The organism is Ekhidna lutea (genome assembly GCF_900188325.1).
Lineage (GTDB): Bacteria > Bacteroidota > Bacteroidia > Cytophagales > Cyclobacteriaceae > Ekhidna > Ekhidna lutea.
Window position 1 is genome coordinate 836,136 of the sequence record NZ_FZPD01000002.1, and the last position, 19,088, is coordinate 855,223.

Sequence of the window (19,088 nt, forward strand, 5' to 3'; positions counted from 1 at the left end):
GGTTAATTTTATTCTTTATTTAATTACGAACTTCAATCTAACACCGGATTTATGATCATATCTATGATAGCAGCGATGGGAAGCAACAGAGTAATTGGAAAGGATAACGACATTCCATGGCATCTACCTGATGATTTCAAATACTTTAAAAACACCACCAAAGGACATCATGTGATCATGGGCAGAAAAAACTGGGAGTCACTCGCCTCTTCCTTTCAGCCACTACCCGGAAGACCAAATATTGTCATCACCAGACAATCAAACTATGTAGCTGAAGGTGGTTTTGTTGTCTCATCGCTAGACGAGGCATTAGACATGGCCAGAGCTAACAATGAGACGGAAGCGTTTATCATCGGAGGTGGTGAAATCTATCGTATGGGTCTTGAGCTTGCTGACAAAATTTACCTCACCGAAATCAATCACGCATTTGATGGCCAAGTAACTTTTCCAACATTTGATGATTCAAAATGGAAAGAAGTTTCCCGGGAGCATCACCCTGCTGATGGAAGACACAAACATTCATTTGATTTCGTAGTATATTCAAGAAAATAACACACCAACATCATGGACATTCAATCTCACAAACGCACACTCGGCATCCTCCATATTGTATATGGTTCATTGATAACCATTGCGTTTATATTCATAGGCAGCCTCGTCTCCATCATGTTTCCTTTTATAGCAGATGAAATTGCGAAAGATGTTGGAAACGATGCAGATGAAATCTTATTCATGGTTAGCGGCATTATTCGGACTGTTTTCATCTTATTATTAATTTTTTCAGCTGTGCCATCAATTATCGCCGGCGTAGGACTACTGCAAGGAAAAAGCTGGGCACCAGTAATTGCCTTGATCGCTGGCTGCATCTGCATTTTTAGTTTTCCGTTTGGAACAGCAGTCGGTGTATACAGTATTTACGTATTTGTAGAAAACAACAAGGCTAATAATGACCAAAATAAAGGATAGTGTAGTTTGGGTCACCGGCGCTAGCTCTGGTATTGGCGAACAATTGGCCTATCAACTAGCCGAAAAAGGGGCTAAACTCATTATTTCTGCACGCAGGAAAGAAGAACTTGATCGTGTAAAATCGAACTGTAAATCAGAAACCGTAGAAACTCTTTCTTTGGATTTGGAAGATGAGTTTTCGCTTAAGCAGCGGGCAAAAGAAGCGGGCACTATTTTCGGTGAGGTTGACATTTTAATCAATAACGGAGGAATCAGTCAAAGAGACACGATTCTTAATACAAGTTTAGAGGTTGATCGTAGATTAATGGAAGTCAATTACTTTGGCTCTATCACTTTATCAAAAACGCTGCTACCAAAGATGGTAGAGCGAAAGAAAGGGCATCATGTCATCGTTACCTCTACGGTGGGCATAATTAATACCCCATTCAGGTCTGGCTATGGAGCTTCCAAACATGCATTGCATGGATTCTATGATGCCCTTCGTGCCGAGCATCATAATGACAACATAAAGGTTACCATTGTCCTGCCAGGATATATTAAAACAAACATCTCTTATAATGCGCTTGTTGGAGACGGTAGTCAGCAGAACAAAATGGATCCGGGACAGGCGAAAGGAATGTCGCCTGAAAAGTGTGCCCGACTGATCATCAAGGCAATCGAAAACAATAAAACAGAGGTCTATATCGGTGGGGCAAAGGAAAAATTAGGCATTTACCTAAAGAGATTTTGGCCAAAGGCTGCTGCAAAGGCTGTGAGAAAGTTGAGAGTGAAATAAGTGAAGCGTACAATTTCGATATTGGTTTTAACCCTTGCCGGACTTATTGGTTTTGCGCAAAAAGCAACGCTTCTGACAACTGATGCCTTCAAAGAGCAATCACTAAACCAAAATTGGATTTATGCCAAACTAAAAGCCAAAGAACCGTCTATAACGTCTGGTATTAAGGCAACTTCCATAGATCGCCTGATTAAGATTCCCGTTCCCAAAGACAAAAATCCAATTGAATTTTGCAATGAACTTAGAGTATCTAACTCTTATGAATATGCGGATCCAATCGTCGAATATGTTCCTCTCTTCACTCCTTCTGACCCGCTTGTCAGCAATCAATATTATCTGGACGTAATCGAGGCTTATGCAGCCTGGGATATCACCAAAGGCGATGATGATATCACTATCGGGATAATTGATACCGGTTTGGATACTGATCACGAAGACCTCATTGATAATCTATGGGTCAATGTAAATGATACGATAGATGGGCTGGACAATGACAACAATGGATATGTCGATGACCATATGGGATACGATTTTGCAGATGAAGATGCTGATCCCAGTATTCAAAATGGCAACCACGGAATGATCGTAGGTGGAATTGCTGGAGCACGAGCTAATAATGGCAAAGGCATTGCCGGAGTTGGGTACAACACCAAAATTGCTGCTCTTAAGGGCTTTAGAAGCTCTAATGGAACCAGTAATGGTTTATATGATGCAATTATATATGCAGCAGAGAATGGTTTTGATGTGGTTAATCTTTCCTGGGGCCGAATGGGGCAGCCGCTCCAATCGGAACAGGACATCATAAACTATGCAGTACTGGAGCATGATATGGTCTGTGTGGCAGCTGCCGGGAATGAAGGGGGGAAAGCGACTGAAGAAAACAAATGGTATCCAGCAAGCTACGACCATGTGCTTTCAGTGGGTGCTACAGATGCCAATGACAATAAATCATCAGGTTCTACCTTCAACTATGCAGTTGATCTGGTGGCTCCTGGTGTGGGTATGTACTCTACTTTCAGTGGAAATAGCTATGGTGACGGAGGCCCGGGCACCTCTTACGCCGCTCCACTAGTAGCAGCGGCAGTTGCATTGGTGAAGGATAAGTTTCCAAACCTGTCGGCCATCCAATTAATGGAAAGGGTACGCTCTACTGCAGATGATATTTATGATGTTGGTAACAATGAAAATTATGATGGAAAACTTGGTAAAGGACGACTGAATGTCTTCAGAGCGGTAAACGAATCTAACGTAAAGTCTATAAGAGCTGATGTGGAAGGAGTAACTTCAACATTTGGTGATTTAGTTTTTTACGGGGATACATTAACTGTATCCACTAATCTGACAAACTATTTAACAGCCATTAATAACCCGCTGATCACTATCTCATCACCAGGTGAGAATTTCGTGGCTCATAAGAATACATTTCAGCCAGGTTATATTGGTTCACACGATTCAACAGAATTATCTTTTGAGATCATTCTTGATGAAGATGTGGCGCCAGAGACAGATATTGCAATACGACTGGACTACTCTGCATCAGGGTACAATGATTTTCAATTTCTGGAAATAACTACTTCACCTGACTATGCTGATTTTGGAAACAACAAACTTAGTATGACGATCAGTGGAGATGGAGATTTGGGATATAATGAATATGGGCCAAATTTTGAGGGTTCCGGTTTTCAGTATCAGTTTGACACTTTAATGACTTATACAGGACTGATGCTCGCAACTCATAGCGCTAGTGTCTCCGACAACATCATTACAAACTACACCAACCAATCAAGAAATGAGGATTTTGCCACTCAAAAAAATTACAGACTTCAGCATCATCAAGGGGCAGACCATTACGGATACTCAGAGTTTTCAGACCTTAACCACCCATTGGTTATTGAGCAGTCAAATATTACCTGGGAAGGTGAGGATTTCCTGATCATTCGATATCGTATCATAAACAATTCAGCTTCAGCTATTAACAACTTATCAGCAGGGATTTTCGCAGATTGGGAGCTCGATGATAAAACTGCAAACTATGCAGCCTATGACTCGTTAAGACAATACATTTTTACGAGAAACTCATCTAGTAATCTTTACGCCGGAGTACAGGTGTTGGGTGGCGATGTGATTGAATACAGTGCACTAGACATGGGCACATTCAATGGAAATGAGCAAGATATCAACGATCTATTTACGGATGAATCAAAGTATGATTTTCTAGTAAATCAAAATAGTACAGAAGCCGGTGGTTTAGGAGCAGGCAATGATGTTGCCACTATTAATGGTATCACAATAAACCAGCTGGATTCAGCAAGCGAATCGTATGTAAATGTGATTTATGGCGTGGCTTCAGATAAATCAAGTCTTGATTCAATCATTCAGAGAGCAAGCGACAGATTGAACGAATTCATCCTCAAACCCAGAGTTCTTGAGACCTTTTTTACCTGTGATGGATCTTCCGTCTCTATCGATCCAGCAACTGGAACTAATTACACTTTTTACGAAGATCCTTTAGGTCAAAACGTCATTTCTTCCGGTTCATCTTTGGATGTCACTAACATCACTACCGACACGCTTTTTTATGCGAGAAATATCGATGGAAGCTATCCTTCTGACATTTTCGAAATACGTCTCAATCTGTTTGCTGATATAGCAGATTTTGACATGTCAACAGATACTTTATACCTCGATCATCCAACAACTAACGTTGTACAATTTCAGGATCAAAGCATTGATGCCATTTCATGGGCATGGGACTTTGGGCAGGGTACGTCCTCAACACTTCAAAATCCATCCCTTTCATTCTCAAATGAAGGCAACTTTGAAATTTCCCTTTCAATCGAAAATGAGCAAGGCTGTGTTGATACTATTTCTAAAACACTTGTTGTATCTGAAAGGCCTTCAACGCCAGAAATTGCAGACATATCTACGTGCCCGGGTGAGAATGTAATTATTGAGGATTCCACTGCGGATAAAATTCATTTATATGCTTTTGCCGATCAGGCAACCCCGTCGCAATCGGGCACCAATGTGACCATTGAGTTCGTACAAAGTGATACCACAGTCTATGTAAGTGGAGTTTATAATTCTTTTGAAAGTGAAAAGGTCCCTGTCAAAATCGATGTTCTCGAAGTTTCGGGTAAACTTTTTCATGCTCCTGACACCACTTCAGAGACAAACCAACTAGTGCTTTCAGCGATTGATGTCGAATCAGATGCCACAGTAGAATGGGTTGTAAATGGAGATGCTGCCGGCTCAGATAAATCTTTATCCATTGCAGAAAACACCGGGATTATTAACGTTGAGCTCCAAATTACCAATAGCAATGGCTGTTCAAGGATAATAAATAGATCAATATCGATCAGTACATCCCCTGTTGCATTTCAGGAAGATTTAATTTCATGCAATAATGATTCTGTAAAACTAGCTCCTGAAAACGGTACATATTTTGGATTTTATGAAGATCCTGACCTGACTCAGCTAATCAAAAAAGGAAAGCAATTAGTTACCAATGCATATGAGAAAGTGTATGTTGTTGGGCTGGATGATGGGCTTCCCGGCTTGCCAATTGAAGTAAATATCCGCAACGAATCAACGAATTTACAAATCGAGCATTCGGTTACTAAAGTACAAACTAAGAATAAGGTATCCTTTTCCGCTAATGCCGAAAGTATGCTTAATTCTTATGAATGGTTTTTAGATGGAGAGCTTTTTGAAACTACCGCAATGCCTACGATCTTTCTTGACAATGAGGTTTACGAGGTTGTATTACATGCTACAACCGCTTCGGGTTGTATGGCAATTGATACCACAGAGCTTGACTTTATTCCTCCTTTATCTTTACAACAAGAGAATTTTCGAATCTTCCCAAATCCAACAACAAGGTTTTTAATTGTGGAAGCTCATTTTCCGGTTCAGTTGGAATTATTTCAATTGGACGGTAAACGGATTAAACTCTTAAAGAGTAAAAGCAATAAAACCATTGTGGATTTACTTAAAGAACCAAAAGGAATGTACATTCTGCGCATTCATGGTCCCGATCAAACAATTACCTATCCCATTGTGTTGAATTGATCACAATTTCTTTCAAATGCTGTTGATAGACTTCTAAAAATTGCATATCAGCCATTTTATCCTAAATATGACTTAATTTCATACTGTCATCTCCACACTGTTCTACTTAAACCAACGAATATGGAAGAGCTTATACATTTCTTAACCAACCTTTTTAGTACAGAAGACTGGCCACCACGCTGGGTATGCGGCAAATGGTCAGAATTTCATGGATGGCTATATATTGGAAGTGATATCATCATTTGGCTTGCTTATTTCATCATTCCGGTAATCATCATTTGGTTTATTCAGAAAAGACCAGATATTCCTTTTGTACCCGTATTTTGGCTGTTTGGTGCATTCATTATTCTATGTGGATCTACCCACCTAATAGATGCAGTTATTTTCTGGTGGCCGGCTTATCGCATAAGTGCCTTATTAAAATTATTGACAGCTGTAGTCAGCATGGCTACTGTGTTTGCCCTTATTAGGGATTTACCAAAGGTATTGGATCTTAAATCAGATGTGTCTAAACAATTGGAGATAAAAGATGCTTTGATAGCTGAGCTTCAGGAGGAAATTATTGGTCTGAAAAATAAAAATTGAAGAAAGAAGACAATATAAATAACCGGATGATCACCGCGATCATCCTTATGTTCATGGGATTGTTTTTGCTAGGCATTATCTTCCTGGCTGATTTTCATGCACCCAGAACAGTTGCGTTAGGTTCAATCTATTGCATCGTTATTCTATACACCTGGTTAATTCCAATTAAGAATATCAGCATCTTCACCGCTCTTCTCTGTACATTATTGATAATCATCGATTTGACTTATTCGCCGGCAGATGCAAATGCTGATAAGCTGTATGGAATAAATGTATTCATTTCCGTAATTGTTGTCTGGACCTGTGCTTCGTTGGTAGCTATTGCGAAAAGAAGCTTTGAAAGCATGGATCATTTGAATGACCACCTGGAGGAAAAAGTAAGAGAGCGAACCATCGAAGTACGACTCAACGAAACGCGGTTGAGACAAATGACAGAAGTTATTCAGGACTATGCAATCATTTTACTTAGCAAAGAAGGTAAAATAGAAAACTGGAATCAAGGAGCTCAAAGAATTTTAGGATTTGAAAAAGAAGAAGTCCATAACAAGAACTATCAATTGCTTTTTTCGAAAGAAGATAATGGAGATGTTGCACGCGAATTGCTTCACAAAGCATCAAAGAACGGGTTATCCAAAGATGAAAGTTGGCTGCTGCGAAAATCGGGTGAACAGTTTTTCGCGGAGATTACAATTACTGCCATTAAGAATGATCTTGATGAGCCTATGGGTTACAGTCTAATAACACGAGACCTGACTGAAAGAAAACGAGCCGAAATTCAACGAAATGAATACAATAAGCAGCTCGAACAAAAAAACAAAGAGTTGGAGCAGTTTGCATATATCACCAGTCATGATCTACAGGAGCCCTTGCTTACCGTTGAAAGTTTTGTAAACATGCTGGAGGAAGATTATGAAGATAAACTTGATGATCATGGTAAGAAAACCATAGGCTTCATTTCCAAAGCCACCAAAAGAATGCGAGTACTCATAGCGGATTTATTGCACTATTCGCGTATTGGAAGCAGTAAAAACAAAGAATCCATAAATGTAGATAAGCTTATTGACGATCTACTCAAGGACTTTACTTCCACAATCAATCAGACAAAAGCCAGCATTCAGTTTAATGGTCTTCCTACAATAATTGGATATAAAATGGAGGTGGCTCAGCTTTTTCAAAATCTGATTTCAAACGCAATTAAGTATCAAAAAAAGGGAGTATCGCCTGAAGTTATCATTCGCGGAGAAGAGCATTCAGATCATTGGAAGTTTGAAGTTAAGGACAATGGGATTGGGATTGAACAGGATTATCAGGAACGGATATTTTTAATTTTTCAGCGCTTATTTGCAAGAGGTGAGTATGAGGGAACCGGCATTGGATTAGCACATTGTAAAAAAATAATCGAACTTCATAGAGGGACAATTTGGGTGGAATCGACCCCAGGGATTGGGAGTACTTTTCACTTTACCATAAACAAAAATCTATCATAAGATGAAAGAAAAACTTGATCGAATACTTTTAGTTGATGATGATGACTCCACCAACTTTTTGCATAAAACCATTCTGGGAAGGTTAGATTGTGCGAATCATATTGACGTGTGTCAAAATGGAAAAGAGGCAATTGAGTTTTTGTCTGCTAAAGTAGATGGTGAATACCCTCAACCGAACGTCATCTTTCTGGATATTAACATGCCAATTATGAATGGATGGGAATTTTTAGAGGCATACGAAAAGCTCATTCCTGAACAAAAGGGTGATTTGATAATTGCGATGGTTACAACCTCCACAAATCCTGCGGACAGACAAAAGGCACAAGATTTTAATTTTGTAAGCACTTTTATGAATAAGCCCATGCGTAAAGACAATATCAGAGAATTGCTTAAGGCTCATTTTCCAAACCTCTTCTAGTCATTCAACCATTTTCTTTACAAACTCTCGATCATACGTCATTTTATAGCCCCAGTACCACATCTGTTTCTCTATCCAATCAACTCTTCCCTGTACATAAGTACTGGGTTTTACCGCTGAATATCGCTTTGGACTGGGGAGAATCGCTGCAAGTCGTGCTGACTGAGTGACACTTATTCCAGCTGCGGATCTTCCAAAGTATGCTTGACAGGCAGCTTCAGCACCAAAAATGCCGTCTCCAAACTCTGCCACATTTAGATAAACCTCCATGATACGTTCCTTGCTCCAAACCATTTCTATCAGTAATGAGAAATACAATTCAGCAGCTTTTCTTACCCAGGTACGATCAGGCCATAGAAATACATTTTTAGCTACTTGTTGAGTAATCGTACTAGCACCTTTCACCTTACCTCCTCTCCTATTTGCTTCCTCAGCCTTCCTGATAGATCGGAAATCTAACCCATCATGAAGTAGAAAGTATTGATCCTCCGCACACATTACAGCAAGTTGTAGTCTGCCTGAAATCTGATCCAAAGATCTCCATTCGTATTTTATTTCTTTATCTCGTCCTTCAATAACCATCAGTTTTGTGACAGGAATTGGGATGAAAGAATAAACCACCACCCAAATCAAAGTGAGGATATTAAAAAGCAGGATAAACCCAGCTATATATTTGATAATATGATATGTGATATTTTTCAATATACATCCATTAAATTCGAGACATGAGACACTTATTGCTGGTTGTTTTTTGTCTTAGTTTATCCCAAATCTATGCTCAGAAAGGTGACTTTTTACTAACTCATCATTTTCCCAGACATTCTAATATAGATAATTCAAACTTTGAAATCACTAATGATAACTATGGCCGCCTCTGCATAGCCAATAGATCCGGGGTTTTAAAGTATGATGGTGAAGCGTGGGATTTTTACCAAACTCCTTCCGCCGCATTGTCACTTACAGTTGACTCAACGGATGTAGTATATGTGGGCTGCATTGGAACTATTGGAATGATCGATTTTCACGAAAGGAGGATTGGCTATAAACCAATATTACCTGCTGACTCTCTTGACGATCTGTTTCTTGAGACTCATTATTTTAAAGGCAGGGTTTACTTTATGGGCAGTAAAAACCTAGTCATTTATGACATTGCTTCTGAGCGTGCAAGTATCCATAAAGGTGAATTCCTGAACATCTATGAATTAGACGCGGAGATGTTCGTAAACACAGCCGATGGAGAGACGTTCGTTATTCATGATTCACTCACATCCATTTCGCCGCTTCAAACAATATCCTATTCGTCTAAAAGAAAAGGAAACCCGGATCTGGCGGTAGGTTTTGACAATGAGCTTTACGAATATCAGAACTTTGAGTTTTCAAGCCTGCCTCAAAACAAACATATTAAAGAGTTAGGGTTTGAAATAAAAGAAATCCAGTGGGTTAATGATTCGCTATTTGTTTGTTCCACTTTTGAAAATGGCCTATTGATTTTTAATAAAAATGATGAAGAATATTTAGTTGTTACCGATTATCAATCAGGACTCCCTGATAATGAAGTTTACACTATTCATACAGACAATTCGGATGGCATATGGGTAGCCACTCAATTTGGGATTACGCACATCGCTCCGCTTTTTCCTGCTCATAGCTACTCACACTTCCAGGGCCTCAATGGCAACCTAACCAGCGTATCAAACTACGATGATGACCTGTGGGTCACTACAAGTCTGGGACTTTTCTACTTTGATCGAGATACTATATTTGAAAATAAGGTATACTACGAGGTTCAACGAAAAAACCAACGGACTTCATCGCGAACGTCACAGGCCTCTTCTCAGAAGCAGGAATCTGATGATGAAAAACCATTGCTAAAAAGGCTTTTCGGCAAAAAGAAACTTGCCTCCGGGAATGATGATCAAAAACAGAAAAAAGGGCTATTCGGATCCATTGCAAATATTTTTGATAATGACTCCAATGTTGAAAAAGTGAAAGGAAAGCTGGATAAAAATGCTAAATACGTAAGAAAAGTAAGGCAAATTCCAGTAGATGTTAATTACACATTTAAGCAGGTAAATGGCGCAAATGGCAAGTTCCTTTCAGTGCTGCCATATAAGGATAAGCTATTAGGCGTTAGCACATCTGGTATTTATGAAGTGACTAAAAAAGGTGCGGAAATAATCATTCCAGAGAGTATCCGATGGTTCATGGTCAATAGTAAGGATCAGCTTGTTATCAGTACATCAAATCTTCAGTTAAAGGTTTACAAACTCAATGGAGATGTTTGGATTGAACAGATAAGTCAATCTATGGACGATATAATTGTAAGCATGCGTGAAGGAGACGATGGCAAAGTGTGGATGGCTGGGTCTTCAGCCATTTATAAGACCTCCACAACAGATTCAACATTTACGATCGAAGAGGAGCTCCCGTTAAATAATATTTTCCTTGATGAAGTAAACATTCTCAACAAGAATGACACGCTGTACTTCATAAATTCTCAGGGATATTATTACTATGATAGCGATGCTAATCAGGTAGTTGAAAACACTAAGCTTGAAGATCAAATTGGACCAGCAGTTCATCACCTTTACGATCCTGTGGAAAGAGGTGTTTGGGTATTCAATGGCAAGGTATGGCATCACCTCAAGGAAGATGGAAGCATTGAAAAACTGGAATATCTTGGTTTATTTCCAGACCTACGCGCTATTTCAATAGATCAGGGTACGGATAAGTTGTGGCTTATTACGCAGAACAATGAGCTCCTCAAATATGATCCAACAAAACAAGGAGGGCTTGAAACGTTTAACTTTTTCTTGAAAAAAGTATCCAATGAAAAGGGAGAAATTGATCAGTCTAAGAAATTCACCCTTGCTTATGATGAAAATTTCTTAAGTATTGAATTGTCAAAGCCAGATTTTCTCGGTCTACTCAATCCTGAATTTCAATATAAGTTGGAAGGTCTCCACGAAGACTGGTCAGAGTGGACCAGAAGTAAGTCAATAGATTTCAGTTTCCTCCCCGAAGGAAGCTATAACCTGAGGGTAAGGTCTCGTGATGCATTTGGTAGAGTCGAAGAAGGTGAAGTCTTATCCTTCACTGTAAAACCTCCCTACTGGCAGACCCCATGGTTTTATGCTATCCAAATCATATTTTTTGGTGGGCTGGTATTCTTTTCTACCCGCCTAAATCAAGACAGCTCCAAAAATAGACTGTTAAGGGGTGGGCTCACACTTCTTACGCTGGTTTTAATTATTGAATTTCTACAAAGTGCTATTGGGTCCCTGTTTAGCTTTAAGAGTACGCCAGTAGTTGATTTCTTGTTGGATGCCTCGATCGCATTTATGATCTTCCCGCTGGAAAGACTTCTGCGCGAATTGATGACAAAAGGCAAGGTGAAAATGAAAATCAAAAAGAAAGATATTTCCTTAATCAGAAAGGACAGCCCTACCAAATAGCCAGTTGCCTGCTGCATCTGGATCATCGCTTCGAAAGAATTCTTTTACTGCACGTATTAGCTCTCCCCTGCTGATTAGATCATCATGATTTCGATCTAATTTTCTAAATGATTTTGCTGCAAAGCGAACTTCTATGCGATAGCCTACAAGCAAATCAATGTATTCATCCAGATTAATATATCCATCATTGTCTGCGTCAAAATTGTCGAAAATCTCTCCTACGAATTCATCTACGTACTGGGTGAAAATCTCTTCATCGCCATTTACAATTACCTCTTCCGCAAAATGAATCCAGTGATCCCAGTTGGCCTTTCCGTCATTATTATTGACAAACAAGTTGAAGTGATTCCAGCCATCTTCAAACCTCTTCTGAATCTCCTCATACTTTTCCTCTCCCTCCCTGATCCTCCAGAGGATGCAGAGGTTTTCTGCTATTCCAATAAAATCTTCTTTCTCAATGATTCCATTCCGATCAAAGTCCAGCACGTAGAAAAATCGTTCTAGCTTAGTGATTTGCAGTTCAGAGAGCATAACGGCCATAGTTTCTTGCGAAAATAATTAATCCTGTTCTTTAAATACTTTTTTCAACAAATCTGAGGTTCTGGCAGATGGATTTGCACGGATTTTCTTTTCCTCAGAGGCAATCATAAAAAACAGTCCCTCCATAGCCTTTTCTGTGGCATAGCTCTCAAGGTCTGGATTCACATCCTCTACCATTGGTATTTTATTGTAACGGGTGATGATCTCTGAATAATACTTTGTGGCGTTTGTCTGACCCAGTGCACGCTTTACTATTGGAGAGAACTTGTCTCTCAGCTCATCACTCGTGGTTCGCATGAGGTAATTGGTCGCAGCTTCTTTATCCGTCCCCTTTAGAATATCCCAGGCATCATCGATTGTCATCTGCTTAATAGCACTCACAAAAACAGGCTTAGCTTCCTTTGCGGCTTCTTCGGCTCCTCTGTTTAGTGTTTTCACAAACCGGTCCACTTCATTACCTAATCCCACGTCACGAAGGGTGTTTTCTACCTTTTGTATATCCGGTGGAAAAGGGATCTTTATTTGAGGGTTTTTAAAATAGCCATCTACCTTACCCACTTTCTGCGTACCCGTTGTTACCCCTTTAACTAACGCTTCTTTTAGTCCGCTAGCAACCTGTTCAGCCGTTAGCTCCTCCTCTAGTCCAATTGCATCCGAAATTGATTGAATTTGCTGCGCCGTGCATCCAAATAGCAACAACGTCATTAATAAAACTTTCACTCGTGAGTTCATTGTCTAAATCGTATTTTTGCGCCTCATAAAAGTAGTGAATTATTGTTCACCGTCAATTAAGATCAGATGCCTGCTAAAGCCATACTTATATCAATAGGAGATGAAATTCTATACGGTCAGACATTGGATACCAATGCCCATTGGATAAGTGGCGAGCTTGATAGCCTGGGTATTCGTGTAACCAAAAGAATAACCATTGGTGACACACGTGAAGAAATACTATCCAACCTCGAAGAAGCAGAAAACGATGCGGATATTATTTTAATAACTGGTGGACTGGGGCCTACCAGTGATGATCTAACCAAACCCTGCCTCGTGGAATATTTTGACACTCATCTGGTTCGAAATGAGGAAATGCTGAATAACGTGAAAAGGTTATTCGCGAAAATCGGTCGGGAAATATCGGAAGTAAATGAGCGCCAATCTGACCTTCCTGCCAATTGCACACCCATTTTAAACATGATGGGTACTGCACCCGGAATGTGGTTTGAGCGAAACGGTAAAGTGATCGTTTCCATGCCCGGTGTACCCTACGAAATGAAGAGAATAATGAAAGACACAGTGCTACCCAAATTAGCATCTCTTTTCATCCAGGACGCCATTTATCACCGAATGATCCGTACCATCGGCATTGGTGAATCCATGCTCGCTGAAACAATTAAGGATTGGGAAAAAGCTTTGCCTCCTCACATTAAGCTGGCATACTTACCAACGATGGGCAGTGTAAAGCTTCGACTTACTACCTCAGGGGAGAGTGAAGCAACCAAAAAAGAAGTTCAAGAGCAAATAGATAAAGTTCTTCCACTTATTGAGAAGTATGTATATGGATTTGATGACGAAGAAATCGAAGAAGCAATCGGACGATTATTGAGTGATAGAAATTACAAACTAGCCATTGCAGAAAGCTGCACAGGTGGGTTTTTATCACACAAAATCACCTCCGTTCCGGGAAGTTCGCAGTGGTTTAATGGTGCTTTCGTCCCTTATTCCAATGAGCTAAAAAATGAAAAACTGAAGGTAGATGGCGAAATCATTCGTAATCATGGAGCTGTCAGTGAGCCGGTTGTTTTAGCTTTGGCAAAGAATGTGAGGGAGGAATTTAAAGCAGATGTTGGCGTTTCGATAAGTGGGATAGCAGGTCCCGGAGGTGGAACCGAAGAAAAACCCGTTGGAACGGTCTGGATAGGCTATTCTGACAAAAAGAAAACTGTTGCTAAGAAGTTTCAGTTTGTAAGAGACAGAAGCATCAATATTGCTTATAGTGCGGTAGCCGCGCTAAACATGATTAGAATAAACTTAGATAAGGATTGACAAAATTATTATCTTTGGGAACGAAATAAACAACCTAAAACAGAATATAATATGGCAACTGTAGAAATGGTAATGCCTAAAATGGGCGAAAGTGTGATGGAAGGAACCGTGCTTGCATGGTTGAAAAATGTAGGCGAAACCATCGAAGAAGACGAATCGATCCTGGAAGTCGCTACAGACAAAGTTGATACCGAAATCCCGGCAACCCATGCTGGCGTATTGAAAGAGGTGTTAGCCCAGGAAGGAGACGTAATTGAGGTAGGCAAGCCCATTGCTATCATAGAAACAGAAGGTGACTCAAATGGTGCCGCCCCAGCGCCATCAGAAACACCAAAAGAAGAAGCTGCTCCCGTAGAGCAGGCAGAAGCCATGGTGGAAACTGCAATGACCACTGCATCTTCTGGCTCTAGCAATGGAACTGCAGTGCCCCGCACTTCTGATTCAGGCAAATTCTTCTCTCCGCTTGTGCGTAGCATTGCTAAAGCAGAAGGAATATCAGTTGCCGAACTTGAGTCCATCAATGGAACCGGAAAAGAAGGAAGAGTCACCAAGAATGACATTCTGAGCTATGTAGAAACTAGAAAATCCGGTGGTGCACCCGCTACAGCCCCTACTCCTACTGCAGCACCTGCAATGCCATCCGCATCTCACCAGCCTATGCCAGTTGCCGTAGATGGAGGCGATGAGATCATCGAGATGGACAGAATGCGCAAGATGATCGCCGAACGAATGGTGGCATCTAAGCACATCTCACCTCATGTAACCTCATTCGTGGAAGCTGATGTAACAAAGGTTGTTGGCTGGAGAAATAAGGTGAAGAACGAATTCTTAAGCAGGGAAGGTGAGAAACTAACCTTCACCCCTATCCTGATCGAGGCGATCGTGCGTGCGATCAAAGACTTCCCTATGATCAATGTGCAGGTAGATGGAAACAACATTGTGAAGAAGAAAGCGATCAATATTGGAATGGCTACTGCACTTCCAACTGGAAACCTGATCGTACCTGTGATTCATAATGCAGATCAACTGAGCCTTGTAGGCATTACTAAAAAAGTAAACGACCTGGCAAAAAGAGCACGTGAAAACAAACTGAAGCCTGATGAACTACAAGGTGGTACGTACACCGTTTCGAATGTAGGGTCATTTGGAAATGTAATGGGTACTCCAATCATCATGCAGCCGCAGGTAGCTATTATGGCGCTTGGAGCCATTCAGAAAAAACCTTCTGTAGTGGAAACACCTGAAGGAGATATGATAGGCATCAGAAGCAAGATGTTCCTCTCACATAGCTACGATCACAGAGTTGTAGATGGTGCACTTGGAGGTATGTTCGTGCGAAAAGTAGCTGACTATCTGGAAGAATACGACCTAAACAGAGGTATATAACTTATTGACTGTGGGGCACTCGCACCACCATCACGATCATTCAGAAGGCAACATCAAAGTTGCCTTCTTTCTTAATCTCGGTTTTGCCATTATCGAGCTGATAGGCGGGCTATGGACCAATAGTGTTGCCATACTTTCAGACGCCCTTCACGATCTTGGCGACAGCCTTACATTAGGTGTTTCCTGGTATTTCGCCAAAGTGGCTAAGAAGGATAGGAACCAAAAGTATTCGTACGGATATAAGCGCTTCTCAGTCCTTGGAGCACTTATCAATTCCATCGTTTTAGTAACAGGCTCTGCATTTATCATCATTGAAGCTATTCCGCGACTTTTTGATCCGATACAGCCAAATACACAAGGCATGATCTATCTGGCAATCGGTGGGGTTATTGTTAATGGAGCAGCAGCGTTTAAACTCAGCAAAGGAAGCAGTCTGAATGAAAAAGCTGTGTACATGCACCTTCTTGAAGATGTTCTAGGCTGGATTGCTGTACTAATTGGTGCTATTGTGATGCACTTTTGGGATTTACCAATTATCGATCCCTCCCTATCCGTTCTTATTGCTATTTTCATCCTTTACAATGTTTTTAAAAACTTGAGAGAGAGCTTCCGAATCATCTTACAAGGCACTCCGTCGGACATCAATGTAAAGAAAATACATGCGACCATTAAGGATATCCCTAAAGTGCTTGATGTGCATGACTGCCATACCTGGTCATTGGATGGAGAGTATCATATTTTATCCATCCACATTGTCATTGCTGACGATCTTCCATTATCTCAATTAGAGACCATCAAAACAGAAACCAAGAAGCGTGTATCCAATCTGGGTATAAGCCACACGACCATTGAGTTTGAAACGAAGGAAGAAGATTGTGATCCGTGTTAATTTCGCATCAATGAAATTCGTATCGATCATATTACTCCTCCTGCTCAGCCTATCGGGATTTAGCCAAAAAAAATACCTCACACGAGAGCTCCAGGTTGAAAATGATAACGATGCATATACACTCAATCTCACCCGGGATCAATACTACAGCAACGGGGTTGCCCTGCGGTATAGAATGCTTACAGATTCTACCGAATGGAAGCCGGGAATTAAAAAAGTAATACGTGCATATGAGCTGAATCATCGAATCTACAGTCCCCGACACCTTTTCTGGAAAGATTCTGCTGATATGGATCGACCATACGCCGGACAAATCACGCTGGCAGCATCTAATGAATACTACACCGATCGAAACGCTTATATTAAGCTTAAGCTTGAACTCGGCTGGATGGGGCCGGCATTGAGAATGGGAGACCTTCAATATGAATGGCATAAAGCTTTTGGTATGCAATTACCCTTAGGCTGGCAATATGAAATCAACAATGCCCCTGTTATTAACGGCTATGGTACTTATGCAAAAAGATTGGTGGACACCAATGGAATAGATTTGATTTCGGAATCAAACATTGCGCTGGGAACCTCATTTACCCATGCCAGACAAGAACTAATGGTTCGCTTTGGAGACCTACTTCCCATTCATCGTTCTACTCAATACAACGGCATTTTGGGTAGAGAAGATAAGGGGCCTGACACTCATGAATTTTACATTTTCTTGAGTCCCGGAATTGAATATGCTGCCTACAATGCCACCATCGAGGGCAATTGGATTGGTAAAGAGTCCATATATACAGAGACCCGCGAACCATGGATATTTCAGATGCGAGGCGGACTGATGATGAGTTTCACCAAGTTCGACATTGCCTTCCTCTATTACCGTCGCACGAAAGAAACTACTGAGGCCACTTATCACAAGTATGTAGGAATCCGGATGAATCAACGGTTTTGAGGTTAAATTGACAGAGTTTGAAAACTCATTTGTTTTAACATCAATAAGTCATTCGATGACTATTAGTTTTGTTCATGGCTCATCTCCACACGCTTGATGTGTCATGAATTCTTTAAATAATAATCCATTGAACAAACTTGTCTTCTTATTTCTTCCACTCCTTTTTACTTGCTGCTATGAAAAAATCAACCATGTAGAGGTTGTTCAAAATGATACCCAAATTGATAGTTTATTTATCTCGGAAATAATAACAGAAAGAAAATTTCAATCCATTTCAACCTTAGATGCAGCACCCCTGAAGGTTGACTCAACAATCATTGCCACCATTAAGACCAGTGACGGAAAGGGCACTTATCTGACCATTATTCGTCCGAACAGAGACCTGAAAATTACCATCAATAAGGATTCGAGCTTAACAACAAACCATATTGCTGACTCGCTACTGAATTACTTGTGGCATAGTCAAAATGCGTTTCTAGGTAAGCATAGCTCTTACATATTTACTTCAAATGATACAGACTCGCTTCTTTCCACTTACAGCACCTTTGGCAAGCAAAGAGCATCTACAATAGAGCAATTCTCTGAAGTATTAACTGATGAGAATAAGACGTTTTTGCATTATCACAACACTGCAAGATTAAATTCCTTCCTTTTGTATTATGGTAAATTCATTAAAAGCATTCCATACAATGATGATTACTATGGTTTTATTGATGAGATAGAAAACAATAACCGCTTGGCTAAAACATTCCCCACAAACCTTTTAAGCAAGCACGAAATAAACTACCTGAACCAAAATGACACAATTGTCAACATCATCTCATTCCTTGCTTATATAGATGACCAAACGAAAAGTAAAGATTTATCGGATTACCTAAAGGCAACCTACTTGAGAGAGATCATTGAAGACCCATCGGAATGGAAATTTCACCAGCCTTTATTAAGATCTGATGAGTTAAAAATGGTGCTTAAGCGAGAAAAAAACAACCCCTATTATAATCTGATTGAAAGCACAACGGATAGCTATTTTTCCTCTCAGGAAGGTGAAAAAGCGTATGATTTTACCGCGACACGACCAGACGGTACCCAATTAAAGTTATCTGACCTCAGAGGAAAGTTGGTATTTATTGATAACTGGGCTAGTTGGTGCGGACCTTGTATCAAGCATAGGCCAATTGTGCTAGAGATGGCTGAACGGTTTCAGGATGACCCAAAGATTGAAGTTTTAATGATCTCTGTAGATGCTTCAAAGAAAGACTGGGAAGACTATTTAACTAAGAAAGATCAAATCAATAATAACAATGACCTGATAATCGAAAATGGAATGAATGAACCCTATGGAGAGCGATTCAATATTAAATCCATCCCCAAGTACATGTTGATTGATCAGGATGGAGTAATCATTAACGCTGACTTACCAAACCCATCAGATAAACTCATTGAGCTAATAAATGCAGAGTTGGAAAAGATTTGAGTTAAATTTCTTCCCCGATCTCAATGATACCCTTGCTAACCATTCAAAAAAAT

The 19,088-nt window shown here is 40.3% G+C and carries 16 protein-coding genes; 13 read left to right on the forward strand and 3 right to left on the reverse strand.

What is annotated here, in order from left to right:
* The first annotated feature begins 51 nt into the window (after positions 1-51).
* The 7 genes from CHB71_RS07545 to CHB71_RS07575 all read left to right on the forward strand — a co-directional run bounded on the left by CHB71_RS07545 (position 52) and on the right by CHB71_RS07575 (position 8,302).
* Positions 52-552, forward strand: coding sequence for a dihydrofolate reductase (locus CHB71_RS07545; RefSeq protein ID WP_089356280.1), 501 nt, complete (start codon positions 52-54; stop codon positions 550-552).
* Between the two features lie 12 nt (positions 553-564).
* Positions 565-966 (forward strand): hypothetical protein, encoded by a 402-nt coding sequence (locus tag CHB71_RS07550; RefSeq protein ID WP_089356281.1) that lies wholly within the window; start codon positions 565-567, stop codon positions 964-966.
* Positions 947-1,741 (forward strand): SDR family oxidoreductase, encoded by a 795-nt coding sequence (locus CHB71_RS07555; RefSeq protein ID WP_089356282.1) that lies wholly within the window; start codon positions 947-949, stop codon positions 1,739-1,741. Before CHB71_RS07550 ends, CHB71_RS07555 begins: the two co-directional genes overlap by 20 nt.
* Entirely contained in the window at positions 1,742-5,812 is a 4,071-nt protein-coding gene (locus tag CHB71_RS07560; protein WP_089356283.1) for a S8 family serine peptidase, read from the forward strand.
* 120 nt (positions 5,813-5,932) lie between these two features.
* Complete coding sequence (locus tag CHB71_RS07565; RefSeq protein ID WP_089356284.1) at positions 5,933-6,397, forward strand: hypothetical protein; 465 nt, start codon at positions 5,933-5,935, stop codon at positions 6,395-6,397.
* A complete protein-coding gene (locus CHB71_RS07570) occupies positions 6,394-7,884 on the forward strand; it encodes a sensor histidine kinase (protein WP_144017361.1) in 1,491 nt (496 codons plus the stop codon). The genes CHB71_RS07565 and CHB71_RS07570 overlap by 4 nt, the downstream gene beginning before the upstream one ends.
* Position 7,885: 1 nt before the next feature.
* Positions 7,886-8,302: a response regulator gene (locus CHB71_RS07575; protein WP_089356286.1), complete on the forward strand. Its 417-nt coding sequence runs from the start codon at positions 7,886-7,888 to the stop codon at positions 8,300-8,302.
* Here CHB71_RS07575 and mtgA read toward each other — a convergent pair whose 3' ends face one another.
* A complete protein-coding gene (gene mtgA, locus CHB71_RS07580; RefSeq protein WP_245811231.1) occupies positions 8,303-9,004 on the reverse strand; it encodes a monofunctional biosynthetic peptidoglycan transglycosylase in 702 nt (233 codons plus the stop codon).
* 23 nt (positions 9,005-9,027) lie between these two features.
* Between mtgA and CHB71_RS07585 the strand changes: the two genes are divergently transcribed.
* Entirely contained in the window at positions 9,028-11,757 is a 2,730-nt protein-coding gene (locus tag CHB71_RS07585) for a triple tyrosine motif-containing protein (protein ID WP_089356287.1), read from the forward strand.
* On the opposite strand, the gene CHB71_RS07590 is transcribed toward CHB71_RS07585, so the two are convergent.
* Positions 11,728-12,288 carry an EF-hand domain-containing protein gene (locus tag CHB71_RS07590; protein WP_179213337.1) on the reverse strand — a complete coding sequence of 187 codons (561 nt, stop codon included), beginning with the start codon at positions 12,286-12,288 and terminating at the stop codon, positions 11,728-11,730. The genes CHB71_RS07585 and CHB71_RS07590 overlap by 30 nt on opposite strands.
* A gap of 27 nt (positions 12,289-12,315) precedes the next feature.
* Positions 12,316-13,002, reverse strand: a complete 687-nt coding sequence (locus CHB71_RS07595; protein ID WP_245811232.1) for a DUF4197 domain-containing protein — start codon at positions 13,000-13,002, stop codon at positions 12,316-12,318.
* Positions 13,003-13,095: 93 nt separating this feature from the next.
* Here CHB71_RS07595 and CHB71_RS07600 point away from each other — a divergent pair, with 93 nt between their 5' ends.
* The 5 genes from CHB71_RS07600 to CHB71_RS07620 all read left to right on the forward strand — a co-directional run bounded on the left by CHB71_RS07600 (position 13,096) and on the right by CHB71_RS07620 (position 19,035).
* Positions 13,096-14,340 carry a competence/damage-inducible protein A gene (locus tag CHB71_RS07600; RefSeq protein WP_089356290.1) on the forward strand — a complete coding sequence of 415 codons (1,245 nt, stop codon included), beginning with the start codon at positions 13,096-13,098 and terminating at the stop codon, positions 14,338-14,340.
* Between the two features lie 51 nt (positions 14,341-14,391).
* On the forward strand, positions 14,392-15,726 hold the full coding sequence (locus tag CHB71_RS07605; protein ID WP_089356291.1) for a dihydrolipoamide acetyltransferase family protein: 1,335 nt from the start codon (positions 14,392-14,394) through the stop codon (positions 15,724-15,726).
* 10 nt (positions 15,727-15,736) lie between these two features.
* Positions 15,737-16,615 carry a cation diffusion facilitator family transporter gene (locus CHB71_RS07610; protein WP_089356292.1) on the forward strand — a complete coding sequence of 293 codons (879 nt, stop codon included), beginning with the start codon at positions 15,737-15,739 and terminating at the stop codon, positions 16,613-16,615.
* Positions 16,616-16,625: 10 nt separating this feature from the next.
* The gene (locus tag CHB71_RS07615; protein WP_089356293.1) at positions 16,626-17,561 is read left to right on the forward strand and encodes a lipid A deacylase LpxR family protein; all 936 of its coding nucleotides are present in this window, start codon (positions 16,626-16,628) and stop codon (positions 17,559-17,561) included.
* Between the two features lie 127 nt (positions 17,562-17,688).
* Positions 17,689-19,035, forward strand: a complete 1,347-nt coding sequence (locus tag CHB71_RS07620; protein WP_179213338.1) for a TlpA family protein disulfide reductase — start codon at positions 17,689-17,691, stop codon at positions 19,033-19,035.
* The last annotated feature ends 53 nt before the right edge of the window (positions 19,036-19,088 follow it).

Coding starts and splice junctions, on each gene's coding strand:
- CHB71_RS07585 (WP_089356287.1), top strand. CDS start 9,028: ATGAGACACTTATTGCTGGTTGTTTTTTGTCTTAGTTTATCCCAAATC.
- CHB71_RS07555 (WP_089356282.1), top strand. CDS start 947: ATGACCAAAATAAAGGATAGTGTAGTTTGGGTCACCGGCGCTAGCTCT.
- CHB71_RS07590 (WP_179213337.1), bottom strand. CDS start 12,288: ATGCTCTCTGAACTGCAAATCACTAAGCTAGAACGATTTTTCTACGTG.
- CHB71_RS07545 (WP_089356280.1), top strand. CDS start 52: ATGATCATATCTATGATAGCAGCGATGGGAAGCAACAGAGTAATTGGA.
- CHB71_RS07550 (WP_089356281.1), top strand. CDS start 565: ATGGACATTCAATCTCACAAACGCACACTCGGCATCCTCCATATTGTA.
- CHB71_RS07575 (WP_089356286.1), top strand. CDS start 7,886: ATGAAAGAAAAACTTGATCGAATACTTTTAGTTGATGATGATGACTCC.
- CHB71_RS07615 (WP_089356293.1), top strand. CDS start 16,626: ATGAAATTCGTATCGATCATATTACTCCTCCTGCTCAGCCTATCGGGA.
- CHB71_RS07595 (WP_245811232.1), bottom strand. CDS start 13,002: ATGACGTTGTTGCTATTTGGATGCACGGCGCAGCAAATTCAATCAATT.
- CHB71_RS07565 (WP_089356284.1), top strand. CDS start 5,933: ATGGAAGAGCTTATACATTTCTTAACCAACCTTTTTAGTACAGAAGAC.
- CHB71_RS07605 (WP_089356291.1), top strand. CDS start 14,392: ATGGCAACTGTAGAAATGGTAATGCCTAAAATGGGCGAAAGTGTGATG.
- CHB71_RS07600 (WP_089356290.1), top strand. CDS start 13,096: ATGCCTGCTAAAGCCATACTTATATCAATAGGAGATGAAATTCTATAC.